General features: G+C 61.1%; 21 protein-coding genes. 13 read left to right on the forward strand and 8 right to left on the reverse strand.

Annotation, left to right across the window (positions count from 1 at the left end; all coding sequences use genetic code 11):
- Positions 1-451 precede the first annotated feature (451 nt).
- Positions 452-1,391 (forward strand): IS630 family transposase gene (locus tag LMTR13_RS38990; RefSeq protein WP_156795525.1). Its coding sequence is split into 2 segments (ribosomal slippage): positions 452-787 and positions 789-1,391, totalling 939 coding nucleotides; the frame shifts between segments, so codons are not numbered across the junction.
- 14 nt (positions 1,392-1,405) lie between these two features.
- Here the strand turns inward: LMTR13_RS38990 and LMTR13_RS09640 are convergent.
- Together LMTR13_RS09640 and LMTR13_RS42300 are read right to left on the reverse strand one after the other, a co-directional pair.
- On the reverse strand, positions 1,406-2,422 hold the full coding sequence (locus LMTR13_RS09640) for a hypothetical protein (RefSeq protein WP_156795526.1): 1,017 nt from the start codon (positions 2,420-2,422) through the stop codon (positions 1,406-1,408).
- 154 nt (positions 2,423-2,576) lie between these two features.
- Positions 2,577-3,023, reverse strand: coding sequence for a hypothetical protein (locus LMTR13_RS42300; protein ID WP_236843327.1), 447 nt, complete (start codon positions 3,021-3,023; stop codon positions 2,577-2,579).
- 222 nt (positions 3,024-3,245) lie between these two features.
- Here LMTR13_RS42300 and LMTR13_RS09650 point away from each other — a divergent pair, with 222 nt between their 5' ends.
- Positions 3,246-3,593, forward strand: coding sequence for a hypothetical protein (locus tag LMTR13_RS09650; RefSeq protein ID WP_083218950.1), 348 nt, complete (start codon positions 3,246-3,248; stop codon positions 3,591-3,593).
- 52 nt (positions 3,594-3,645) lie between these two features.
- Here LMTR13_RS09650 and LMTR13_RS09655 read toward each other — a convergent pair whose 3' ends face one another.
- Positions 3,646-3,909: a hypothetical protein gene (locus LMTR13_RS09655; protein WP_065727671.1), complete on the reverse strand. Its 264-nt coding sequence runs from the start codon at positions 3,907-3,909 to the stop codon at positions 3,646-3,648.
- Positions 3,910-4,092: 183 nt separating this feature from the next.
- Between LMTR13_RS09655 and LMTR13_RS09660 the strand changes: the two genes are divergently transcribed.
- The 3 genes from LMTR13_RS09660 (at position 4,093) to LMTR13_RS38995 (ending at position 6,516) form a co-directional block, all read left to right on the forward strand.
- Positions 4,093-5,556, forward strand: a complete 1,464-nt coding sequence (locus tag LMTR13_RS09660; RefSeq protein ID WP_083218951.1) for an undecaprenyl-phosphate glucose phosphotransferase — start codon at positions 4,093-4,095, stop codon at positions 5,554-5,556.
- Between the two features lie 294 nt (positions 5,557-5,850).
- Positions 5,851-6,228, forward strand: a complete 378-nt coding sequence (locus LMTR13_RS09665) for an H-NS histone family protein (RefSeq protein ID WP_065732562.1) — start codon at positions 5,851-5,853, stop codon at positions 6,226-6,228.
- 45 nt (positions 6,229-6,273) lie between these two features.
- Complete coding sequence (locus tag LMTR13_RS38995; protein ID WP_083218952.1) at positions 6,274-6,516, forward strand: hypothetical protein; 243 nt, start codon at positions 6,274-6,276, stop codon at positions 6,514-6,516.
- Positions 6,517-6,568: 52 nt separating this feature from the next.
- Here LMTR13_RS38995 and LMTR13_RS09670 read toward each other — a convergent pair whose 3' ends face one another.
- From LMTR13_RS09670 to rfbF, 4 genes are read right to left on the reverse strand one after another with little or no spacing between them, the layout of a single operon-like run.
- Complete coding sequence (locus tag LMTR13_RS09670; RefSeq protein ID WP_065727672.1) at positions 6,569-7,495, reverse strand: NAD-dependent epimerase/dehydratase family protein; 927 nt, start codon at positions 7,493-7,495, stop codon at positions 6,569-6,571.
- Positions 7,492-8,058 (reverse strand): dTDP-4-dehydrorhamnose 3,5-epimerase, encoded by a 567-nt coding sequence (rfbC, locus tag LMTR13_RS09675; RefSeq protein WP_065727673.1) that lies wholly within the window; start codon positions 8,056-8,058, stop codon positions 7,492-7,494. Before rfbC ends, LMTR13_RS09670 begins: the two co-directional genes overlap by 4 nt.
- Before the next feature lie 18 nt (positions 8,059-8,076).
- Positions 8,077-9,120, reverse strand: coding sequence for an NAD-dependent epimerase/dehydratase family protein (locus tag LMTR13_RS09680; protein WP_065732563.1), 1,044 nt, complete (start codon positions 9,118-9,120; stop codon positions 8,077-8,079).
- Between the two features lie 14 nt (positions 9,121-9,134).
- Positions 9,135-9,905 (reverse strand): glucose-1-phosphate cytidylyltransferase, encoded by a 771-nt coding sequence (gene rfbF, locus LMTR13_RS09685; RefSeq protein WP_065727674.1) that lies wholly within the window; start codon positions 9,903-9,905, stop codon positions 9,135-9,137.
- Between the two features lie 427 nt (positions 9,906-10,332).
- Between rfbF and LMTR13_RS09690 the strand changes: the two genes are divergently transcribed.
- The 3 genes from LMTR13_RS09690 to LMTR13_RS09700 all read left to right on the forward strand — a co-directional run bounded on the left by LMTR13_RS09690 (position 10,333) and on the right by LMTR13_RS09700 (position 13,746).
- Complete coding sequence (locus LMTR13_RS09690) at positions 10,333-10,533, forward strand: hypothetical protein (protein ID WP_065732564.1); 201 nt, start codon at positions 10,333-10,335, stop codon at positions 10,531-10,533.
- A 715-nt stretch (positions 10,534-11,248) separates the two neighbouring features.
- Positions 11,249-13,309 (forward strand): type II secretion system secretin GspD, encoded by a 2,061-nt coding sequence (gene gspD / locus LMTR13_RS09695; RefSeq protein ID WP_065727675.1) that lies wholly within the window; start codon positions 11,249-11,251, stop codon positions 13,307-13,309.
- Positions 13,306-13,746, forward strand: coding sequence for a hypothetical protein (locus tag LMTR13_RS09700; RefSeq protein WP_156795527.1), 441 nt, complete (start codon positions 13,306-13,308; stop codon positions 13,744-13,746). The genes gspD and LMTR13_RS09700 overlap by 4 nt, the downstream gene beginning before the upstream one ends.
- Positions 13,747-13,773: 27 nt before the next feature.
- Here LMTR13_RS09700 and LMTR13_RS09705 read toward each other — a convergent pair whose 3' ends face one another.
- Complete coding sequence (locus LMTR13_RS09705) at positions 13,774-14,577, reverse strand: type II secretion system protein GspK (RefSeq protein ID WP_156795528.1); 804 nt, start codon at positions 14,575-14,577, stop codon at positions 13,774-13,776.
- Between the two features lie 263 nt (positions 14,578-14,840).
- Between LMTR13_RS09705 and LMTR13_RS09710 the strand changes: the two genes are divergently transcribed.
- The 5 genes from LMTR13_RS09710 to LMTR13_RS09730 are packed head-to-tail and all read left to right on the forward strand — an operon-like array spanning position 14,841 to position 19,424.
- On the forward strand, positions 14,841-16,622 hold the full coding sequence (locus LMTR13_RS09710) for a GspE/PulE family protein (RefSeq protein ID WP_083218953.1): 1,782 nt from the start codon (positions 14,841-14,843) through the stop codon (positions 16,620-16,622).
- Positions 16,623-16,637: 15 nt separating this feature from the next.
- Complete coding sequence (locus LMTR13_RS09715; protein WP_065727678.1) at positions 16,638-17,903, forward strand: type II secretion system F family protein; 1,266 nt, start codon at positions 16,638-16,640, stop codon at positions 17,901-17,903.
- Positions 17,900-18,340, forward strand: a complete 441-nt coding sequence (locus LMTR13_RS09720; RefSeq protein WP_065727679.1) for a GspH/FimT family pseudopilin — start codon at positions 17,900-17,902, stop codon at positions 18,338-18,340. Before LMTR13_RS09715 ends, LMTR13_RS09720 begins: the two co-directional genes overlap by 4 nt.
- The gene (locus LMTR13_RS09725) at positions 18,337-18,783 is read left to right on the forward strand and encodes a type IV pilus modification PilV family protein (RefSeq protein ID WP_083218954.1); all 447 of its coding nucleotides are present in this window, start codon (positions 18,337-18,339) and stop codon (positions 18,781-18,783) included. The genes LMTR13_RS09720 and LMTR13_RS09725 overlap by 4 nt, the downstream gene beginning before the upstream one ends.
- Entirely contained in the window at positions 18,780-19,424 is a 645-nt protein-coding gene (locus tag LMTR13_RS09730) for a prepilin-type N-terminal cleavage/methylation domain-containing protein (protein WP_065727681.1), read from the forward strand. The genes LMTR13_RS09725 and LMTR13_RS09730 overlap by 4 nt, the downstream gene beginning before the upstream one ends.
- Positions 19,425-19,486 lie beyond the last annotated feature (62 nt).

Consider the following 19,486-nt stretch of genomic DNA (forward strand, 5'->3'; position numbering starts at 1 on the left):
CTCAATCGCATCCAGGTCCGCGGAAACCGCCTCGAGGGCATATCGCAATCGCCGTAAATCGGAACTAGATTTCGTATCCACGGCCGCCACCGCTGGAATAGAATTAATCAATGAAAGTTTAAAGCTAGAATATAATATTGCAGCGGTCAATGCGGGTGCAATTGAAAGTCTCCAACGATTTTAGGAGCTTACCCGTAAAATCTCGGCTCGTTGTCGTTTGCGCTTGTCGTACGGACTTAAATCCGGGACCGCCGAACTGGCAGCACGTTTGCGCGCTCGAAGCGCGGCGCATGCCTGCGCGAATACGCGGATCTACGGCTCACCGCTATGGATCGTGCGAGCAGGCGAAAGCTTGTTCTAAAGCGGGATGGGGTTAGGCTGAATCGATTTGGGATTCCCAAATCAGCGGGTTTCTGATTCACCATGCTGGCTGTGAAGGAGGCCAGCATGGATGGGCAAGCCTTACTCTGTGGATCTTCGCAAGCGTGTGGTGGCCGCGATTAAGGGCGGAATGTCCCGCAATCAGGCAGCCAAGCATTTTGGGGTCGCGATCAGCACGGCAATCAACTGGATGAAGCGGGTCGATGAGACCGGCAGCGTTGCGCCTGGCCAGATGGGCGGTCACAAACCGAAGGTGATTTCCGGGGAACACGCGGTCTGGCTGTCGCAGCGGATCAGGAACGACGATTTTACCCTGCGCGGGCTCGTTGCCGAGCTTGCCGGACGCGGCCTGAAGGTCGACTACCACTCGGTGTGGGACTTCGTGCACGCCGAGAAACTCAGCTTCAAAAAAAAGCGTGGTGGCTGGCGAGCGCGATCGTCCCGACGTGGCGCGTCGGCGCGCCCAGTGGACAAAGTATCAAGGTCGCGTCGAAGCTGAGCGGCTGGTCTTCATCGACGAGACCTGGACCCGGACGGATATGGCTCCCCTGCGGGGATGGGCGCCACGCGGGCAAAGGCTCCCCGCCAAGGTTCCTCATGGCCGCTGGAAGACCATGACCTTTCTGGCGGCCCTGCGCCATGACCGGATCGATGCACCATGGTTCATCGAGGGGCCGATCGACGGCGCGAGCTTCCGGGCCTATGTCGAGAAGGTTCTGCTGCCCACCCTTCGGCCCGGAGATGTCGTCGTCATGGACAATCTCGGCAGCCACAAAGGCAAGGTCGTGCGTCAGCTCATTCGCTCCGCCGGCACCAAGCTGTTCTTCCTGCCAAAATACTCACCCGACCTGAACCCGATCGAACAGCTCTTTGCCAAGCTCAAGCACCTGCTCCGAAAGGCTGCCGCCCGAACCGTCGATACGGTCTGCACCGCTATCGCTGAGGTCCTCGACGCCTTCACACCCGAAGAATGCGCCAATTACCTCAGAAACTCAGGCTATCGAAGCTAATGCCATCACGCTTTTTAAGAGCTGGCATCCCGCCACACGCTGGCTTCGTAGCCATCGATGACTTGCGTGGTATGGGTAAATTCCTCGAGCTGTCGCAACGGCTCGATGATCTTGCGTGCCACCAGCACGGTATTGGGCTCGGCGTTTTTCTGCATGTGCCCGGCGACGTCGATGACGCGATCCGAAATCGTCTCGAGGGGCGTGGAGTCGTCGAAATAGACCAGGCCCGCATTCACGCCGCAGCGAACGGCGAAATCCGCCTTGGACAGTTTTACCTCGCGGTTGAACACCTTGAGGCTCTTGATGACGTCCTTGCCTGACTGACAGGCGTCCTCCACATGGGCGAAGCATGCCATCACGCCATCGGGCGTCCATGCCGTCTTCAACACGCCCCTGGCGCGGAAGATGCGCTCCACGAGCTTCCGGTACTCTTCGAAGTCATATTGGATCGAAGCGGGGTCTTCTCCGGCCTTCATGCCGACCGAGCCGACCACATCGATGGCAAGGAAGGCGACTTCACGGCCGAACGTGTCGAGCTTCTTCTTGGTCTCGGCAAATACCCGCAACAACTCCTGGCGATTCACGGCCTTGCCGCTTTCCGCCATTCGCAGCGTTGTTTCCAGTTCAGCGTCGAGCTTGGAGCCCGGCTTCACACCCTCTTTCCGGCGCCATGCCTGGGCCGACTTTCGAAGCATCTGCCGGTTTTGGGCGGTTTGCGCGCGCTGGGCGATGGCGCCTGAGAAAATGGTGGCGACAATGGCAAGACCAATCAGTATCCAGTCGGAGCGATCGTTGCCGGCAATGTTGGTTGGCACATAGCGATGCAGCACCGGCACCGATTTACTGAGAATGTATTGGCGCGCCTCGAACAGCTTCGCCGGAACCGTTGCGCTCTTTGGATTGTCGAACAGGACAAACAGCTTCGGGCCCAGCAGAACAATAATCAGGGCAAATGTTGCAACGCCCAGAAGTTTCCTGAATCCAAACAGCACGTGAACCAGGATCGATTTAGGAGCTTCACGATGAACCACTTTGATTGTCCCCAGGCTGAGCGGGCGAGACGCTCAGGCAACCGCCCGACCGGCTTATAGCTTGCCATCCGATTGAGTGGCAAATCACCGTGCCCGATCAGGCGTATGCCGGACCGGTAATCGCGGCGGCTCATCCGCTCGGTGGCGCTTGCAGTCAGGTTGATGGCGGCTTGGCGTCCACCTCGTCAACAACCGGTCCCAAGGCGGACATCGCCGCAGTCTTCAGGCGGACCGGATCGCGCTCTCCGTCGCCGGCCACCTTCAAGATCGTTGCAGCGAGCGATCGAAGCTGCTGGTCCGATACCGGGTGAGGCAGGGAAGTCTCGGCAGCTTCCAGGGCCTTTGACATCAACTCGATCGTTTGCGGACCGAACGAGGGACCGCCAAATTTTCCATGGTCCAGCTCCTCGATAATTCGGCGGGCCTTTCTGAGCTGTACGGCTTCCTCGGCTTCGAGATTCGTCGCGGCACTCTGCAAAGCTTCGAGCTTCGGATCGGACGCAGGGCCCCCGCCTGGATGCATGAGCTTTTCAGGCACAAACAGTTCAAGAGCAAATTTCAAGGTGTCTCGAAATCTCATCTTGCTTGGGCCCGCCGTCACTTCGGCATATGCGTGGCAAATCTATACGGTTGCGCGGTCGTTGCTATTCCAGAAACTCCGAATCATCTGAGAATCCAGCCTTTCGCATTTTCAAAAAAATGCAACGTTGTTGATCGGGCAGCGGTTCGTTAGGCTGTAGAAAACTTATCCTTTTCATCGTTGGTCCGGCGGTCTGCCGGCTCAAGGAAACCGTTTAGAACGGGTACGCCAAGGAGATTCGATATGGCACGAGCTTTCAAGGTTCGTTCCGCAGAGCGCGATGCTCAAACCGACAGCGAACGGCTTGGCTCAATTTCGGCCGCTATTGAAGCCGCGGTCGCTTCCATCCAAAAGGAAAGGGACGCCCTGCGTGCGCGCGTCGATGCGGCGCGCGATCAGGCTGCCTTTGCCACGGGCACTGAATACGATGAGTATCTGACGCGGGACGCCAAGGATGCGGCCAGGATCAAGGAATACGAACAGCAAATGGCAAGCGGCGAAAACCGCACGCAGGAGCTTGATCGCCAGCTTGGCGGTTTGGGGGCCGTTCAGGAACTCTTCAGCCGGTATTTCGCCGACAAGGTGCGGTAAACCGCCGCCGCGGAAATCGCGTATAATCCGCGTTTAAATCGTATTTCCGGGATTATACCCGCTCTGAGTGCCGAATATTGAGCCGCGTTCGCAACTGCAAATAAGCCGGCCGCGTCGTCAGGCCCAGAAAATACCCCACCTGAATGGTGACAATGGGGAGGGCTACGACGGCTAAACCATCCAGCAAATCTTGGCCATTGGCCCAGGCCGAGACGATGTAAGCGCCGGCGCCCAGTACGGAGAGCGGGAGCAGCGCTAAAATATTAAAATGAAGGCCCACATAGATGCCGGCACCGCAGGCGAGGATGGGCAACATCTGTTAACTCGCTCCGATTAACCGCATTCAAACTGATTAAATGTTGCGTCGCACTCCCGCCGAGTGTATGGTCGCCGCCATTAACGAAGAGTTACTTAGGCCTTTTAAGGTCTGTCGGATTTATGGTCCGGAGCCAATAATCAGGCAGTTGGGTACCAGTAATACTGCGCGGGCATTTTTCTCATGTCGATTGGAGCGGATATTGGCAACAAGGTAGGCCAGATCGACCAATCCGCTGGCGGTCCTCCCGCTCGTTTCTCCAGCAATGCGGTCCCCTATCTCTTGTCGACCGCAGATGCGTTCGTGATCCTGCTGTCCAGCGTGGCAGGTGGCATCGGCTACCAGTTGACCATCGGCAACTTGGTACCGAACATTCTCCCGCATTGCGCGGTCGGGTTGTTGGCGAGCTTCATTCACATCCTGCGCATGAGCGGCAGCGGCTACTACGATTTTCCTGACAGCGCCAAACCGCGTGTCGAGATCGGCGAAATACTGATCTGCTGGTTTACGACGGGGTTGCTGCTCGCGTTCTTTGCGTTCTTGCTCAAGGTCGGCGTCGATTATTCGCGCGGCGCCTTTGTGGTGTTTTATTTTGTCGCGCCGGCAGGATTGCTCGTCGTCAGGAAGGGTACCAAGGTGGCTCTGGCGGCTGCCGTTTCCAGAGGTGTGATCGGCCGACGCGATATCGTGCTGATCGGTGATCTCCACGAGATCGCCGCGTTGGAGCCGAGGGATCTTCTGGTTTTCTTCGGCACCTCTGAGGTCAGCCGCTTCACGCTCAGTTCGGACGACGACCTCCAGAAGCGTGAGTCGACCGACGTCAACGTCATCAATGCAGCGGCAAACTTTATCCGGCGCAACAATTGTCGCGAAGTGATGCTCGCCATGCCCTGGGAGGATACGGGCCGGCTTGAGTTCATCCGCGAGCACGTCAAGACGCTTCCAGTTGCGGTGCGGCTGCTGCCCGACATCCGCGTTCGAACGTTGACGAATTATGCGTCGTCGGCGCGCCAGCGCGTCCTGGCGATCGAAATTCAACGTGCGCCGCTCAGTGCCGCGGAACGCTTCGTCAAGCGCGTGATGGACATTGTCATCGCGGCGCTGGCGCTGGTGTTCTTTCTGCCGATCATGGCGCTCACGGCCATCGCCATCAAGCTGGACAGTCCCGGGCCGGTTATTTTCCGGCAATTCCGCAAGGGATTTAATGGCAAGCAATTCATGATGTTCAAATTCCGAACCATGACCGTGCAGGAAAACGGGCCCGCTGTGATGCAGGCTACCCGCGACGACCCCCGGGTGACATCCATCGGCCGGCTGTTGCGATCGGCAAGTATCGATGAATTGCCGCAGCTATTGAACGTCCTTAAGGGAGATATGTCCCTGATCGGTCCGCGTCCTCATGCGCTGGCCCATGACAATTATTTCGAGACGGTATTGAGCGAGTATGCGTTCCGGCATCACGTCAAGCCCGGCATGACCGGCTGGGCGCAATGCAACGGCGCGCGCGGGGGCACACCGACGATCGAGCACATCTCCGAGCGCGTAAAACTCGACCTCTGGTACATCAACAACTGGAGCCTGTGGCTGGACGTCCAGATAGTGATCAAGACCTTCTTCGAGGTATTGCGTAAGCGCAACGCCTACTGATTGCAAACAAAGGAGAGAACCTCCGTTCTGCCAATCACCAGAGGTTGCGGGTGCGTGGCAGGGAACTTCGCCGTCAGCAGGTTGGTGACGCCGGTCCCGCCGAAATAGAGACGAGCAAGCCTGCCGTACGAATCCGGGCTGATCACGATTTGATTGATATTTGAATGACTTAGGCTTGATGCTCTTAAAGCCCCGGGGTTCTACGGGGGATTTGTTCGCCAAATTTGCAATTTTACTGGAAAGGGCCGGTGCCGGACTTATAGTTTGTCACGAATCGTGATGGTCGCAGGCGGGATGAACAAGAAGCCAAATTTCGATGGAATGTCGGTAGACGAGTTATGGCAGCTCCATGAGGAGCTTAGTCAGGTGCTATCGGTTCGACTGACGTCGGAAAAGCGTGAGCTCGAGAAGCGCTTGGCCCAACTCCGGCGTGAGAAGGAGATGCGTCAGACGGAATCCGCGGACCCGCAAAGGGCACCTCGCGAGCGCCGGAAGTACCCGCGCGTATTCCCAAAATATCGAAATCCCGAGGAGCCTTCCGAAACCTGGTCGGGGCGCGGCAAGCAGCCTCGCTGGCTCACGGCCGCTCTGAAGACCGGCCACAAGATCGAGGAGTTCGTGATTGGCAAGCCGGAAGGTAGCGGCGAGAGTCCTCGACGCCGCCGCGCGTAGTCGTCGCCTTTTTGTGGCTACGAGGTGCTATCGTCGGAGGTCCCCATGAAGCTCGCGCTCTGTGCTGCATTGACCCTGCTGCTGATCGGAACGGCCTCTGCAGGTCAAAGCAACGTCTCGATTGGCAAGCTGCGCCTGGCCGATGCCGCCACCGACGCCTGCTTAGCCAACTGCGCCAGCCAGAATGATGCCTGCAAGCGCGTATGCCCAACCACGCTTGGCGCTCCCTGCCAGAGCGCCTGTGACAGCCAGGCCCAAACCTGCAGGCAAGGCTGCCGTAATAGATAGCTATGATCGGTCGCGACGCTCTCGATCGGGCGGCGGACCTGCCCCGTCGCGACTAATTTGCGGCCTGCCGGTAGAACGCAGCCTCGGCGTCCCAGGCCGCCGCTTCGCTCCAGCCGAATTCGGCGCCGTCAATCCGATCCGTGTTGATCCGGACCATCGGTTCGGCGAACTCCTGTTGTTGCAGCAGCGTCACGGGACAGGCGATCCCAAGGCGCGATGACATTTCACTGGCAAAGCGTTGAGCAAACGCGCCCTGGCTCTCGACATAAAAGCTCGGATTGAACTTCGTTATGCCGTGATGCGGAGGGACTTTCTCAGCAAAGGTCGCGTAGGCTTTCGCCAGTAAATCAACATGGATGTTGTCCCGCACGTACAGCGGCGTGCGTACTGTCGGCACTTCGCCCTTGAACCAAGAGCGGGTCAAATAGCTGCAGAACCGCGGCTCCTCGAACGGGCCAAAGGGATTCGCGATCACGAACTTCCCGAGATTGAAATGGAGGGTTTCGCTGAGGAAGCGATAGTATTGCCAGGTGAGGCCCTTCGACAGTCCGTACGGTGAGAAAGCTCTGAGCGGTGCGTCGCCGGCACCTTCGTCCTGTTCGAATACGGAGCCGGTGAGTACGACGCCGGTCAGGCTGCGATCCATCATCTTCTTCAGGACCGCGACAAGGTTCTTCGTATTGTCGGTGACGGCGCCAATGACGTCGAAGTCCGGATTGCGGTAGTCGCCGGTTTGGGCCGCATGCTGGCACAACAGGTCCCATGAGCCGGTGCCTGCGAGATCGAGAAAGCGATCCGAGCCAAATGGGCAGTCTTCGACGATTTCGGCAACACAGCGAAGCTCGGCCACGCGACTGCCGCGCAGGCCCGAATAGTTGCTGCCCTTGAGGGGCGCGACGACGGTATGGCCTCTCGCGGCAAGGCTGCGCGCAAACCATAGACCGGTAAACGAGCTGCCTCCGGTCAGTAGGATTCTCACGTCAGGCCTCGCAAGGATTCGATGCCGTGGAATACCGGGTCGAAGTCCGGCCAGCTTTGGTCCTTGGGCGAAACCTCGACGGGCTGGCGCGGCCACTCGATCCCAAATCGCGGATCGTCGAAGCGTAGGCCGCGCTCCTGTTCGGGAGCGTAGAACGCATTCACCAGATAGAACGCCTCCGTATCGTCGGTGAGCGTCAGAATGCCGTGTGCAAACCCCTGCGGAACGAAAATCATCGTTCGGTTTTCCGCGGTGAGTTCGACGCCGAACCATTGGCCGAAGGTTGGGGAGTCCGGCCGCAGATCGACGATGGCATCAAAGAGCGCCCCGCGGATACAGCGCACCACCTTGATTTCTGCGGCCGGCGCCACTTGATAGTGCATCCCGCGCAGGGTGCCGGCTTTCGCACTGAGGGAGTTGTTGATCTGAACGATCGACATCGGCACGCCGGCCGCTTCGAATTCCTTCTGGCAAAAGAAGCGCGCGAAAAACCCCCGGTCGTCGCCGCGCTTTTCGAGTTCGATCGTGTAGGCGCCATGAAGCGGCGTAGGGTGAAACTTCACGATGCAAACCTTTCGAGATTATTGCCAGCGGAGGTCGGCAGACAGGCGGCCCACCGCAATGTGGTCCTTGAGCGTCTTGAGCCGCATCAGCGAGGACGAGCGAAACTCCTTGTCCGAGAACCGCATTCCTTTCAATCCGGCGTAGAGATTTTTGACGGACTGAGCGAGCGGGACCGCGGGAAGATGCGCAGGAGCCAGTTCAGCGAACAGTGAAAAATCAACCTGATAGGAGCGCAAATCCGGCGGTGCCGCCGTGTTGATACTTACCTTGGTACCCGGCAGTTCGGCAGCCACGACATCGGCCAGGTCGCGGACTTGATAATTTCCCGTGTTGCTGCCGGCGTTGACCACAAGAACCCGTCCGCCACGGTCCGCATCGCGTCCGATGGCCCATTCAATGGCGCGTGCCATATCGGCTACGTCGATCAGTGGCCGCCACGGCGTCCCGTCGCTGAGCACGGTGATCTCGCCGGTGGCCAGTGCACTCGCGACAAAGTCGTTGAGGACCAGGTCGAGCCGCAACCGATCCGACATGCCGCAAGCGGTGGCAAACCTCAGGCAGGTGACCGTCATGTTGCCTGCATTGCTCGAGCGAAGCGCGTTTTCCATCGCAACCTTGGACCGCGCATAGGCGGTGAGGGGATTGAGCTGGTCGCTTTCGCGCTTGGGGCGACCTTCGGCGGCGCCGTAAATGCTGCAGCTCGAAGCGAATATGAAGCGACCGACGCCGCGCTGCTCCGCCATCCGCGCAAGCGCAACGCTGGCCTTTTCGTTGATGGCTTCGGTGACCCCCTCGAATTCCTTCCCCATCGGGTCGTTGGAAATCGCAGCCAGATGAACGACGACATCGACCCCATCGAGCAGTTCCGGCGGAAAATTTCTGATATCGCCGAAATGAACGCGATCCAGCAGCGACTCAGGCAGCCTGATCGCTCCCGTAAGGTTGTGGGCAAAGAATGCAGTATCGAACCCGATCAATTCGGCGTCTGGAAATTTCTGCCGAAGGTGGCGTGTAAGGATAGGGCCGACATAACCCATCGAACCGGTAATAAGAATGCGCATGGAATCTTTCTTCTTCACCATTTCTTCCAGGGGGCCTTATTGCTTGACCAAAGATCTTCCAGATATCGCTTGTCCCGCAACGTATCCATCGGGTGCCAGAATCCGTCGTGGAGGAATACGCTGAGCTGGCCGGCCGTTGCCAGATTCGTCATCGGCTCTTTTTCCCAGACGGTCGCGTCGCCTTCGATGTAGTCGCCAACCTTCGGCGAGAGCACGAAGAAGCCGCCGTTGATCCAGTTGCCGTCGCCGCGCGGCTTCTCCTGAAATCCGGTAACGCGGGGCCCCTGATGGTTGATGGCGCCGAAGCGGCCGGGCGGCTGCGTGCCGGTCACGGTCGCAAGACGCCCCTCGCGCCGATGGAAGGCGATGCTTTCGGTGATGTCGATATCGGCCACGCCGTCGCCGTAGGTCAGGCAGAAGGCATCGTCATCGCCGATGTAGGGTAGGATTCTCTTGATGCGGCCGCCGATCATGGTTTCTTCGCCGGTGTCGATCAACGTCACCCGCCACGGTTCGGCATGTTTCTCCAGAACCTCCATCCTGTTTTCGCGAAGGTCGAAAGTGACGTTCGACTGATGCAGGAAGTAGTTGGAGAAATATTCCTTGATCACGTAGCCCTTGTAGCCGAGGCAGATGATGAAGTCGTTGATGCCGTGGCTAGAGTAGATCTTCATGATGTGCCACAGGATCGGCTTGCCGCCGATTTCGATCATCGGCTTGGGACGAACATCGGTCTCCTCGGCAAATCTGGTTCCCAGGCCTCCGGCCAGCAATACTGCGCGCATTAATTTGCCATTCAATACGTTGAGATTAATGGGTTTAGCGATATTCACTACATGAAATGGCGAGGCCATGCGAGGCCGCACCGTCATTTCGTGGCAGAATGGTTTATTTGATTTCGCCCGTCAATTTACGGGGGTTCCCGTGCGGACGGTTCGCGCGTTGAGGTAGACGCGGCCGGAGTAAGGTTGATGGGTTATCTTAATCAACGGCTTTGATTGAGCCGCTCACGGGCGAAGCTATAATGAAGTATGAAGCGAAATCGCCCACGTCGGAAAATCGTCACCAAGCGTAAATCGCGGGCTCGGCCCGACGATCTCGCGCAAAAATATCGGGAAGTGTGCGAACTCCGACGCAAATTGGAGTGCGTTACGGCCGAGTTATTTTCCCTTGGTCGGCGCGATTTGGCTTTTAATGCCGGAGTTCAGTGCGATGAGCCGCTATAACATTTTTCAGAGCACGTCGTTCAGCCCGGAGCGGGCGTGGGCGGATACCTGGCACCTCTGGACCGTCATGTTTCCGAGGCGCTCGATTACCGGGCGGCTGTTGTGGGGCAAGGTGTGGCGCCGGCACGATGGCAGGCGCTGGATCTACAAGAAGTTCGTCGAATACGAGCCCGACGACCTCGGCTGAACGACCGAGTGCTTCGCTCAGACCCGCCGTGACACGCTGCTACGCCGTTCCGAGCGCAAGGCCAATGCGACGCCGATGACGATGATCGTCATCGTTGCCAGCAGACTGGCCGGAGCGGCACAATTAATGCACGTTCCAACGATCGAGAAGGTCTCGCTCACGGGAGCTGCAACAAGGTTCGTCATACCGCCATCCTGACATTCAGGCCCGACGCGGGCCGTAAATTAAATATAGCAGCTCCGTCCTGATCCGGCCAGCGAGCACCGCTCGCTCCAGTGGATCAGCGACGATATTCGGACGTCAGGTTTATATTAATGGGACCGAAACGGGCCGATTATCTCGGATTTAGCTCGCCGCAAGCGTATTCGCGGGCATTTATGGACCGGCGCATCCCGATATTCCGGCCGATTTACTGTCGATTAACCATGATGTTTTACCGAATATTTACGCGCCAAAATAGTCCACGGCGCGCGTTGGTTTGGGGGTTTCACCTTTGTTGCCTTCTCGTAGCCTAGCGACGAGGTTGGCCGCCTGCTGGGCGGCAATACTCGTTGTGTCTGGCTGCACCACCACCCCCACCACGCCTCTGACTACGGTCTCACAACCCAGATTGACGGGGGGACAGCCGGTTTCCCTCGAACAAACCTATGCGTATGACGGCGGGCCCACGGGTGCCGTGCCGCTTCCGTCACCCTCATCGCAGGCAGTTGCGGTCATGGACGGCGGCAACGGCAGTATGATCGGCGGGACGTATTCGAAGCGGAAGGCAGTCGGCGCAGACGGCAACGTAGTACTCAATCTGGCAAGCGTCCCTCTTCAGCAGGCCGCCAAGACCGTCCTCGGCGACATGATCGGGGTGAACTACGTGGTCGATCCTCGCGTCGACGGAGTCATTTCCGTGCAAACGACGCGACCGGTCAGCAAGGCCGAGGCGCTGGAGATGTTCCAGACCGCACTGGCGCCGATCGGCGCGGTGCTGGTGCAGAGCCGCGGCACTTACCGGATTGCCCCGGCCGACCAGGCCGCCACGGGCGCGATCGTGACCGGCGACGGTCCAGCCGACAGCGCCATCGCCGGTAACGGCGTTCGCGTGGTTTCCCTGAAATACGTTTCCGCCACCGAAGTCGCGCGCGTGCTCGAGCCGATGGTGCCGAGAGGTGCCATCGTGCAAGCCGACGATGCACGCAACATTCTCGCGCTCAAGGGCTCTCCGGCGGAGATCGAGAGCATGCTGGATTCGATTTCGGTGTTCGATGTCGATGTCATGAAGGGCATGTCGTTCGCCGTGGTCCCGGTGAAAACCTCCCAGCCGGATAAGATGGTCGACGAACTGAAGGCGATCTTTGCTTCCGAAAAGGAGGGGCCACTCAAGGGGCGCGTGAGGTTCATCGCGAACACCAGGCTTGGGGCGATCCTGGTCGTGACGTCGCAGCCGAGCTATTTGCCGAGAGCGCAGACCTGGATCAGGCGGCTCGATGCCAAGGCGGCCGGCTCCGAGCGGCAGCTTCACGTCTATCAGGTGCAGAACCGGCCGGTGGCCGAACTCGCCAGCGTGCTGCAGTCGATGTTCTCGAACGAAATGAAAGTGGTGAAGCAGCCGACGCGCAGTGTTTCACCGCGATCAAGGCAGGCAAGCTTCTCCGGAAGCTCGGCCCGGGCGCCCGGACCGGGTGGCTCGGTGACGGATATGGATCAGGGCGCAGCGGCCGGGCTTCTCCGGGGCGGTGTCAATCCTGGCAACAACGATCTGCAGAGCCTGCAGCGCGCGCTGAACAACGAGCCGGATGCATTGACGGCGGATTCGATGGAGCCGCCGCCGTCGTCCGGCAGCGCGCCGGGCGGCGAACCGCCGCTCAAGATCGTGGCCGACGAAACGAAGAACTCGCTGCTCGTCATGGCCAATGACCGGGATTACCAGCGCGTGCTTCGCGTCATCCAGGGGCTCGATGTCGTCGCCAGCCAGGTGTTGATCGAGGCGGTCATTGCGGAAGTGACGCTTAACGACAAGCTGCAGTATGGCGTGCAATGGCAGCTCTCCAAGAAGGGCACGCCGACCGCCTCGTTTTCGAACGCGCTGACCGGTGGCGTGGCGTCGGTTTTTCCGGGTTTCAACTACGCCGTCAACGCGGCCAGCATAGCGGCAACGTTGAGCGCATTGAACGCGCTCACGCGCGTCAACGTCATTTCGACCCCCTCGCTGATGGTCCTCGATAACAAGACGGCCAGGCTGCAGATCGGCGATCAGGTGCCGATCACCACGCAGACCGCAACGAGCACGGTGACGGCGCAAACCGCGATCGTCAATTCGATCACCATGCAGGATACCGGCGTGATCCTTTCGGTGACGCCGCGCATTAACGAGAGCGGCAGGGTGCAGCTCGAGATCGAACAGGAAGTCAGCGCCGTGGTGAAGACCACTTCATCCGGGATCGACTCGCCGACTATCCAGCAGCGCCGGGTGAAGACCACCGTCGTCGTCAACGATGGCGAAGTGCTCGCGCTCGGCGGCATGATCCAGGAGCAGGCCAGCAAGACCAGCAACCAGATCCCGCTGCTCGGCGACATCCCTGGGCTCGGTGCCGCGTTCTCCAACCGCGGCGACCAGGTTCAGAAGACCGAACTCGTCATCCTGATCACGCCCAAGGTGGTCCGCGACGGCACGGAAAGCCGTCTCGTGACCGAAGAATACCGGCGCAAGATGCACGTCTATATGCCGCACACGACGTCGCGCGAGCGTACGCCGGCCAACACCCTGCATCGGATTACGTCACAGTGACGAAGCGAGCGGCAGCCTTCTTTAGGAATTTCTCGCTGGTGTCGAGCATGGCCTGCGCGCTCGCCGGCTGCGTGACCTATGCCTCTCCGATCATCGAACCGCCGCCGCCCTATGCCGTTTTGCCGGTCGATGAATCCATGAGCTGCAATGGCATCGCAGCGTCGTTCCGTTACTCGGCTCGCCGCGCGGCTCGATTGGAGTACTGGCTGGCGGTGGGGCCGCTGGCGGGCTACGGCTACGAACGATACCCGCTGGATGCGCCCAAGCAGCTCATCGATGAACGCCGGCGGCTCGACGCGCTGTCGGATCTGCAGCGCTACAAGGGCTGCACCGTGATGGAGCCGGGCCCCGCTGTCGTCGAGGAGCGTCTGAAGCTCGAGGGCTCCGTTCGTCCGCCGCCTCCGCCGCCACCAGTGGTGCTCAATTCCAAAGGCTAGTTGCAGCCCAATCGTCGATGCGGCGCGTCAGCTTGACGTCGCATCGCGAAGGCGCAGGCATGCGTGCGCCGCGCCTTGAGTGCGTTCCTGCCGCGCGCTTGATGGATCGATATCCCCGCGCCGCCATTCGCGGATGACGAAGGGACGTCCGTTTCCGCCTTCCAGTGAGACCAGCGCCTCTCGTATGAAGCGCGTGCCGTCCGAGGCGCTGATATCGGCACGAATGGTGATGCTGCCGCCTGCGGGCAACCCTCGCTTGCCGAGAGTCTGCTTCGGCTGGACGTTGAGCAACCTGAGCGTAGCGGGAGAGGCAGCTTCCATGTCGGGCTCCGGCCGTCCAGAGCGAACCGTGACATGGCGAAGCGCCGTCCGAAACAGCCGGGGCGACATGCCGTCGATCTGATCGAGCTGCATCACGGTCGTGAAGCGTGATTCAGCCGGCTTGGTAGCCGGCGTGGCTTGCGCCTTTGGACTGCGAAATGCGACGATCTCCGAGGCGATGCGGATGCCTCTCGACTGATCGCCCGTGAGGGCGGTGAAGAAGCGCGTCAGCGCCGCCGAGGATGCCGTGTTCAGGTCGATCTTTCCGGTCTCTTCCTCGACCGTGATCGTTGCGCGTTCGCCGCCAGGCAACCGGCAACGCAACGGAAAATTAACGGCCTGCTCGGGCGTTGCCGCCAGCGCCGTGGCAATTGCGAGGTTGACCGCGCTCTCGGCGGCCATCTCGGCCGCGGCGACCGAGGCGTAGTTCGACGATGTCTTGGTGCGGTAACGCGCGCCGACGATGACAGCCATTCCAAGCAATGTAATCAGGCCCAACGTCCAGATCACGGCGACCAGCGCGAAGCCCGATTGGCTGGCTCTGGAGCGGGACAGGGCAGGGCATTCCGCACCGGCGGGGACGGCAAATCGGTTCGTTCGAGCCTCTGGCCGGTTTGCCACGTCGGGATGCCTTGCTGGGACGGCCAGGCGGCCTGACCTCGCGTCTTCACCGATATTTACGCAGGAATGGCAAACAAAGCGTCAAAGCTTTGGTTAATCAAAACCTCCTAGAATCGCGCCGACGCAGACCCCCGCGAGACCGCCGAGCACGAATGGCATTCGATATCCAGCAATTGTTGCGCCCGGCCACGCCGCGGAGCCTGGGACCGGAACTGCCGGGGCCAAAGCACGCCGGCTTCGCGCAGGCGTTTTCCGACCTTCTGGTCGGCAAGGACCTGGTCGACCCCGCCGCCATCGGCCGGGCCCGGCGGGCAGCAGACGCGGCCTCCGAGCGTTTCGACCTCGTGCTGGTCAAGCTCGGCCTGATTTCCGAGGCCGACCTCTGCCTCGCCTATGCCACCTATTGCGGCCTGCCGCTGATCGAACCGGTGGATCTCCCGGCCCGGCCCGTTCTGGCTGACCGCCTGCAGCTCTCCTTCCTCAAGACCAACCGGATCCTGCCGATCTCGTGCGACGGCCGGCGCCTCTTGCTCGCCACTGCCGATCCCTTCGTCGACGAGGCCGCAGAGGCCATCAGCTACATGCTCGACGTCCGTGTCGATCTCGCCGTGATTGCTCCAGCGGAAATTGAGCGCGCCCTGCGGACGCTGTATCTGGACGCGGCGTCCGAGACGCACGCCGAGGAGACCGACGGCATCGCGATCGCCGGCAACGACGGTAGCGAATTCGACGTCGAGCGCCTGCGCGACATCGCCAACGAAGCGCCGGTCATTCGGCTGGTGAACCAGATCATTGCGAGAGCCGTCGAGCGTGGCGCCTCCGACGTGCACATCGAGCCAGGACGCGATGCGGTGGCCGTTCGCTACCGGATCGACGGCTTTTTGCAGCAGGAACGTCTGGTACCCGCAACGCTGCGGGCCGCGCTGACGACGCGCATGAAGATCATGGCCAAGCTCGATATCGCCGAGCGGCGGCTGCCGCAGGATGGCCGCATCAAGACCGTGGTACGCGGCGTCGAGATCGATATCCGTGTCTCGACCCTGCCGACGGTGTTCGGCGAAAGCGTCGTGATGCGAATCCTCGATCGGACCCGGGTGGAGCTGGACTTCACCAAGCTCGGGCTCGACGGCAGGACGCAGGAAAGCCTGCGTCGCCTGATGGCGCTTCCGAACGGCATCATTCTCGTCACCGGCCCGACCGGCAGCGGCAAGACGACGACGCTCTACACCGCTCTGAAGGATCTCAACCGGCCCGAGCTGAAACTGTTCACCGTGGAAGATCCGATCGAATATCAGCTCTCCGGGATCAACCAGATCCAGGTCCAGCCGCAGATCGGTCTCGACTTCCCGACGGCGCTTCGCTCGATCCTGCGCCAGGATCCGGATATCGTCATGATCGGCGAAATCCGCGACCTCGAAACCGCGCGCATCGCCATCCAGGCGGCGCTGACCGGCCATCTGGTATTCTCGACCCTGCACACCAACAGCGCGATTGCCGCGATCACGCGCCTGATCGACATCGGACTGGAGCGTTACCTGCTCGCCTCGACGATCGCAGGCGTGATGGCGCAGCGCCTGGTCAGAAAGCTCTGCCCAGCTTGCGCGCGGCCGCACAGCGATAGCGAACGCGCACACGGCAAGTTCAAGATGGCGATATCAGCCAATCCGCAAGTCGATTGGTCGCACAGCCGCGAGCCGGTTGGCTGCGAGGCGTGCAGTAATACCGGCTATAGCGGCCGGACCACGATATCGGAACTGCTGGTGATCGACGATGCCATCCGCGAAGCGATCGGAAGAAGGAGCCAGGACCAGCGCGCGGTCGAGCAGCTTGCGCGTGAAGCAGGCTTTCACACGCTCTACGAGGATGGCCTGGTGAAGGTCGGGGCCGGCGAGACTTCGCTCGAAGAAGTCCTGCGCGTCACCCGCGCGTCCTAAAGGGAGCACCGGCCCTTGGCAACATTTCACTACAAGGCTTACACCGAGCGAGGTGCCGTCACGGCGGGAACGATCGTTGCCGAAGGTCTCGAGGCGGCGATCGATGCGCTCTACAGCTCAGGGCTGACGCCGTTCGAAACCTATGGCGTGGCCGACCGGACCGCGGAACGGCCGAGCCCGGCGTCGGCCTCTCTGCACGAGACCGAAACCTCGATCTGGAAGCGGGAGCTCGTTCAGTCAAACCGATTCAGCCTGAAGGAGCTGACGGCCTTTACGGTTGAGCTGGCTTCGCTGATCAATTCCGGCATGACGCTCGATGCCGCGTTCCGGATCATCGCGGGGCCGGGCGCCGCGCCGAAAACCGTGCGTCTTGCCAACGGGCTTCTCAAGGACGTGCTGGGGGGATTGCAGCTTTCGGAAGCGATGGCGCAACGGGCGGACGTGTTTCCGTCGGACTACCGGGCCATCCTGGCCGCCGGCGAAGCCGGAGGCGTCACCGGGCAGGTCCTCACGCAGATCGCCGAATTGCTGGCACGCCGGCTCGAGATTCGCAACAAGATCGCCTCGGCGCTCGTCTATCCCCTGATCCTGATCCTGATGTCGCTGGTATCGGTCGTCGTCATCGTGTTCGTGCTGATACCAAGCATCTCGCCGATCTTCATCGATGCCGGGCTTCCGCTGCCGGGAATCCTGCATTTCTTCGAGGAGGTTCAGGACAACTGGCCGATCGTCTTGCTGGCCGTCGGTCTGTTCGGTGCAGCCGGTCTCCTGGTGTGGCGCAAGGCGAAGCAAAATCCCGAGGTCATGCGCGGTGCCGATCGGTTGAAATGCTCGCTGCCTGTCATCGGCCGGCTCATTCAGAACCGCGAAGCCGGCGGCTTTGCGCGTGCGCTCGGCACGTTGCTCATCGCGAGGGTGCCGTTGATGTCCGCGATGCAGACCGCGCGGGCGCTGGTCACCAACCGGCACCTGAACGCGCTCTATGAGAGCGCCATCAAGCGCGTTCCGGAAGGCACGCCGCTGCACCGCGCCTTCGATGGCGACGGTCTGTTGCCGCCAGCCTCGCTTCGCCTCGTCGCCGTCGGAGAGGAGTCCGGTCAGCTCGGCCCGATGCTCATTCAGGTGGCCACCGTGATCGAGGCCGACCTGCAGCGGCGCATCGAACGCATGGTCGGCCTGCTGACGCCGGCTCTGACGCTCGTCATCGGCGGCAGCATCGGCGGGCTCATCATGCATGTGATGAGCGCGGTGCTCTCGATCAACGATCTCGCGTTCCAATGAAACGCCCCGCACGATCGTCAGCCGGGTTCACGCTGGCCGAGCTGCTCGTGGTCATCGGCATCATCGGGCTTGTCCTGGCCGGCACGCTTTCCGCCAAGCCGAAGGCCGCGGCCACGCGTGTCGCCGTCACGGCGCGCTCGGTCACGGCGACGCTTCAGCTTGCGCGCGCGCAGGCGATGTCAAGCAATGCCGAAACGCTGTTTCGGATCGACGTGGAGAAAGGCCGGTTCGGCCTGCCGAATTCCATGCACAATCTGCCGCGCGGAATGGCTGCCGCGGTGGTGGTGGCCGAGACGGAGCGTTCCGGCGACACGGGCGGTATCAGATTCTATCCGGACGGCCAGTCGTCCGGCGGCGAGATCGCGCTGACGCTGGAGGGGCGGTCGGCGCGCATCGCCGTCAACTGGCTGACTGGCGAACCTCGGCTAATCCAATGATGGGCGCGCGATCCAGGCGAGCGTTTGTCAGGCACGGCGGCCAGCGCGGATTTGCGCTGATCGAAATCCTCGTTGCCTTCGTCATCCTGGCCCTGGGTCTCGGCGCGATATCGACGGGCGTGGTGGTGGCGATGCGCTCCGATGCACGCACGCAGGTCAATCGCGCCGCGCTGCGGGTGGCGCAATCGCGCCTCGAAGCGGCAGGGGTTTCCGAGGCGCTTGCGCCGGGTTACCGCGAAGGCGTGATCGCGAACAAATTCCGATGGCGGCAGACCGTCACCGAAGTTCGTCCCGCCAGCGACGCGCGTCCGTCGCAAGGCGCCCGGCCGGCGCCCGCAACAGGTGCCTTGAAGTCGTTCTGGGTAGAAATAGCGGTCGAGGCGCCGGACGGCACCGCCACCAAGCTCGCCGCGCTGAAGCTTGCGGCGGAGGCGAGACAATGACATCGGGGTTGCGCAACCGGCGGATCGCCCGCGTCGCCGCCCGCCGGAGGGGCGAGCAGGGGCTGACGCTGATCGAGTTGCTGCTGTCGCTCGCCATCCTCGCGATCCTGACGGGCTTTCTGGCCGGCGGATTGTCGATGGCGCGGCAGGCTTTCGGCGCCGATCGCGCGAGCGAGATCGGGAGTGAGACCAGTGCTGCGGTCCAGACCGTCGCTGCGCTGGTGGGATCAGCGCTCCCGGTCCGTGCGGACGGGGCGAGCCCAAAAGACGCCATCGGGTTCGACGGTCGCGGCGAGGCGATTTCCTTCGTGGGGTTGAGCGAGGGACGGTCGTTGCGAGGCGGGCCGTACAGAATCGTCCTGCGGCGAAGCGCCGGCGATATCGTCGCTGATTTCGTGGCGTTTAACGCGGCGCGCTCGAAGGAGAACCCGGAACCAGCCGCAACCCGGGTCGTGGTGCTGAGCGGCGTGCGAGAAATCCGTATCGGGTATTTTGGTGCGGCCGATGCCAAGACCAAGCCCACCTGGCGGGCCGATTGGACCCGCGCCGAGCGGCTGCCGGATCTGGTTTCGATCCGGATTGAATTTGAAGATGAACGGCGCAACGAGCCCGCCACTATCGTGGCGCTGCGGCAGGGCTAAAAATCAAGCAAGAGCCGGCAGCCGGATTTCCGAAAAATCGTGCCCAAACAACATGATGAACC

It is taken from the genome of Bradyrhizobium icense (genome assembly GCF_001693385.1).
Lineage (GTDB): Bacteria > Pseudomonadota > Alphaproteobacteria > Rhizobiales > Xanthobacteraceae > Bradyrhizobium > Bradyrhizobium icense.

Bases quoted from the DNA above. Each gene is read 5' to 3' on its own strand.
- LMTR13_RS09650 (WP_083218950.1), top strand. From the start codon at position 3,246: ATGGCACGAGCTTTCAAGGTTCGTTCCGCAGAGCGCGATGCTCAAACC.
- LMTR13_RS09655 (WP_065727671.1), bottom strand. From the start codon at position 3,909: ATGTTGCCCATCCTCGCCTGCGGTGCCGGCATCTATGTGGGCCTTCAT.
- LMTR13_RS09660 (WP_083218951.1), top strand. From the start codon at position 4,093: ATGTCGATTGGAGCGGATATTGGCAACAAGGTAGGCCAGATCGACCAA.
- LMTR13_RS09665 (WP_065732562.1), top strand. From the start codon at position 5,851: ATGAACAAGAAGCCAAATTTCGATGGAATGTCGGTAGACGAGTTATGG.
- LMTR13_RS38995 (WP_083218952.1), top strand. From the start codon at position 6,274: ATGAAGCTCGCGCTCTGTGCTGCATTGACCCTGCTGCTGATCGGAACG.
- LMTR13_RS09680 (WP_065732563.1), bottom strand. From the start codon at position 9,120: ATGCGCATTCTTATTACCGGTTCGATGGGTTATGTCGGCCCTATCCTT.
- rfbF (WP_065727674.1), bottom strand. From the start codon at position 9,905: ATGCGCGCAGTATTGCTGGCCGGAGGCCTGGGAACCAGATTTGCCGAG.
- LMTR13_RS09690 (WP_065732564.1), top strand. From the start codon at position 10,333: ATGAGCCGCTATAACATTTTTCAGAGCACGTCGTTCAGCCCGGAGCGG.
- gspD (WP_065727675.1), top strand. From the start codon at position 11,249: ATGGACGGCGGCAACGGCAGTATGATCGGCGGGACGTATTCGAAGCGG.
- LMTR13_RS09710 (WP_083218953.1), top strand. From the start codon at position 14,841: ATGGCATTCGATATCCAGCAATTGTTGCGCCCGGCCACGCCGCGGAGC.
- LMTR13_RS09720 (WP_065727679.1), top strand. From the start codon at position 17,900: ATGAAACGCCCCGCACGATCGTCAGCCGGGTTCACGCTGGCCGAGCTG.
- LMTR13_RS09725 (WP_083218954.1), top strand. From the start codon at position 18,337: ATGATGGGCGCGCGATCCAGGCGAGCGTTTGTCAGGCACGGCGGCCAG.
- LMTR13_RS09730 (WP_065727681.1), top strand. From the start codon at position 18,780: ATGACATCGGGGTTGCGCAACCGGCGGATCGCCCGCGTCGCCGCCCGC.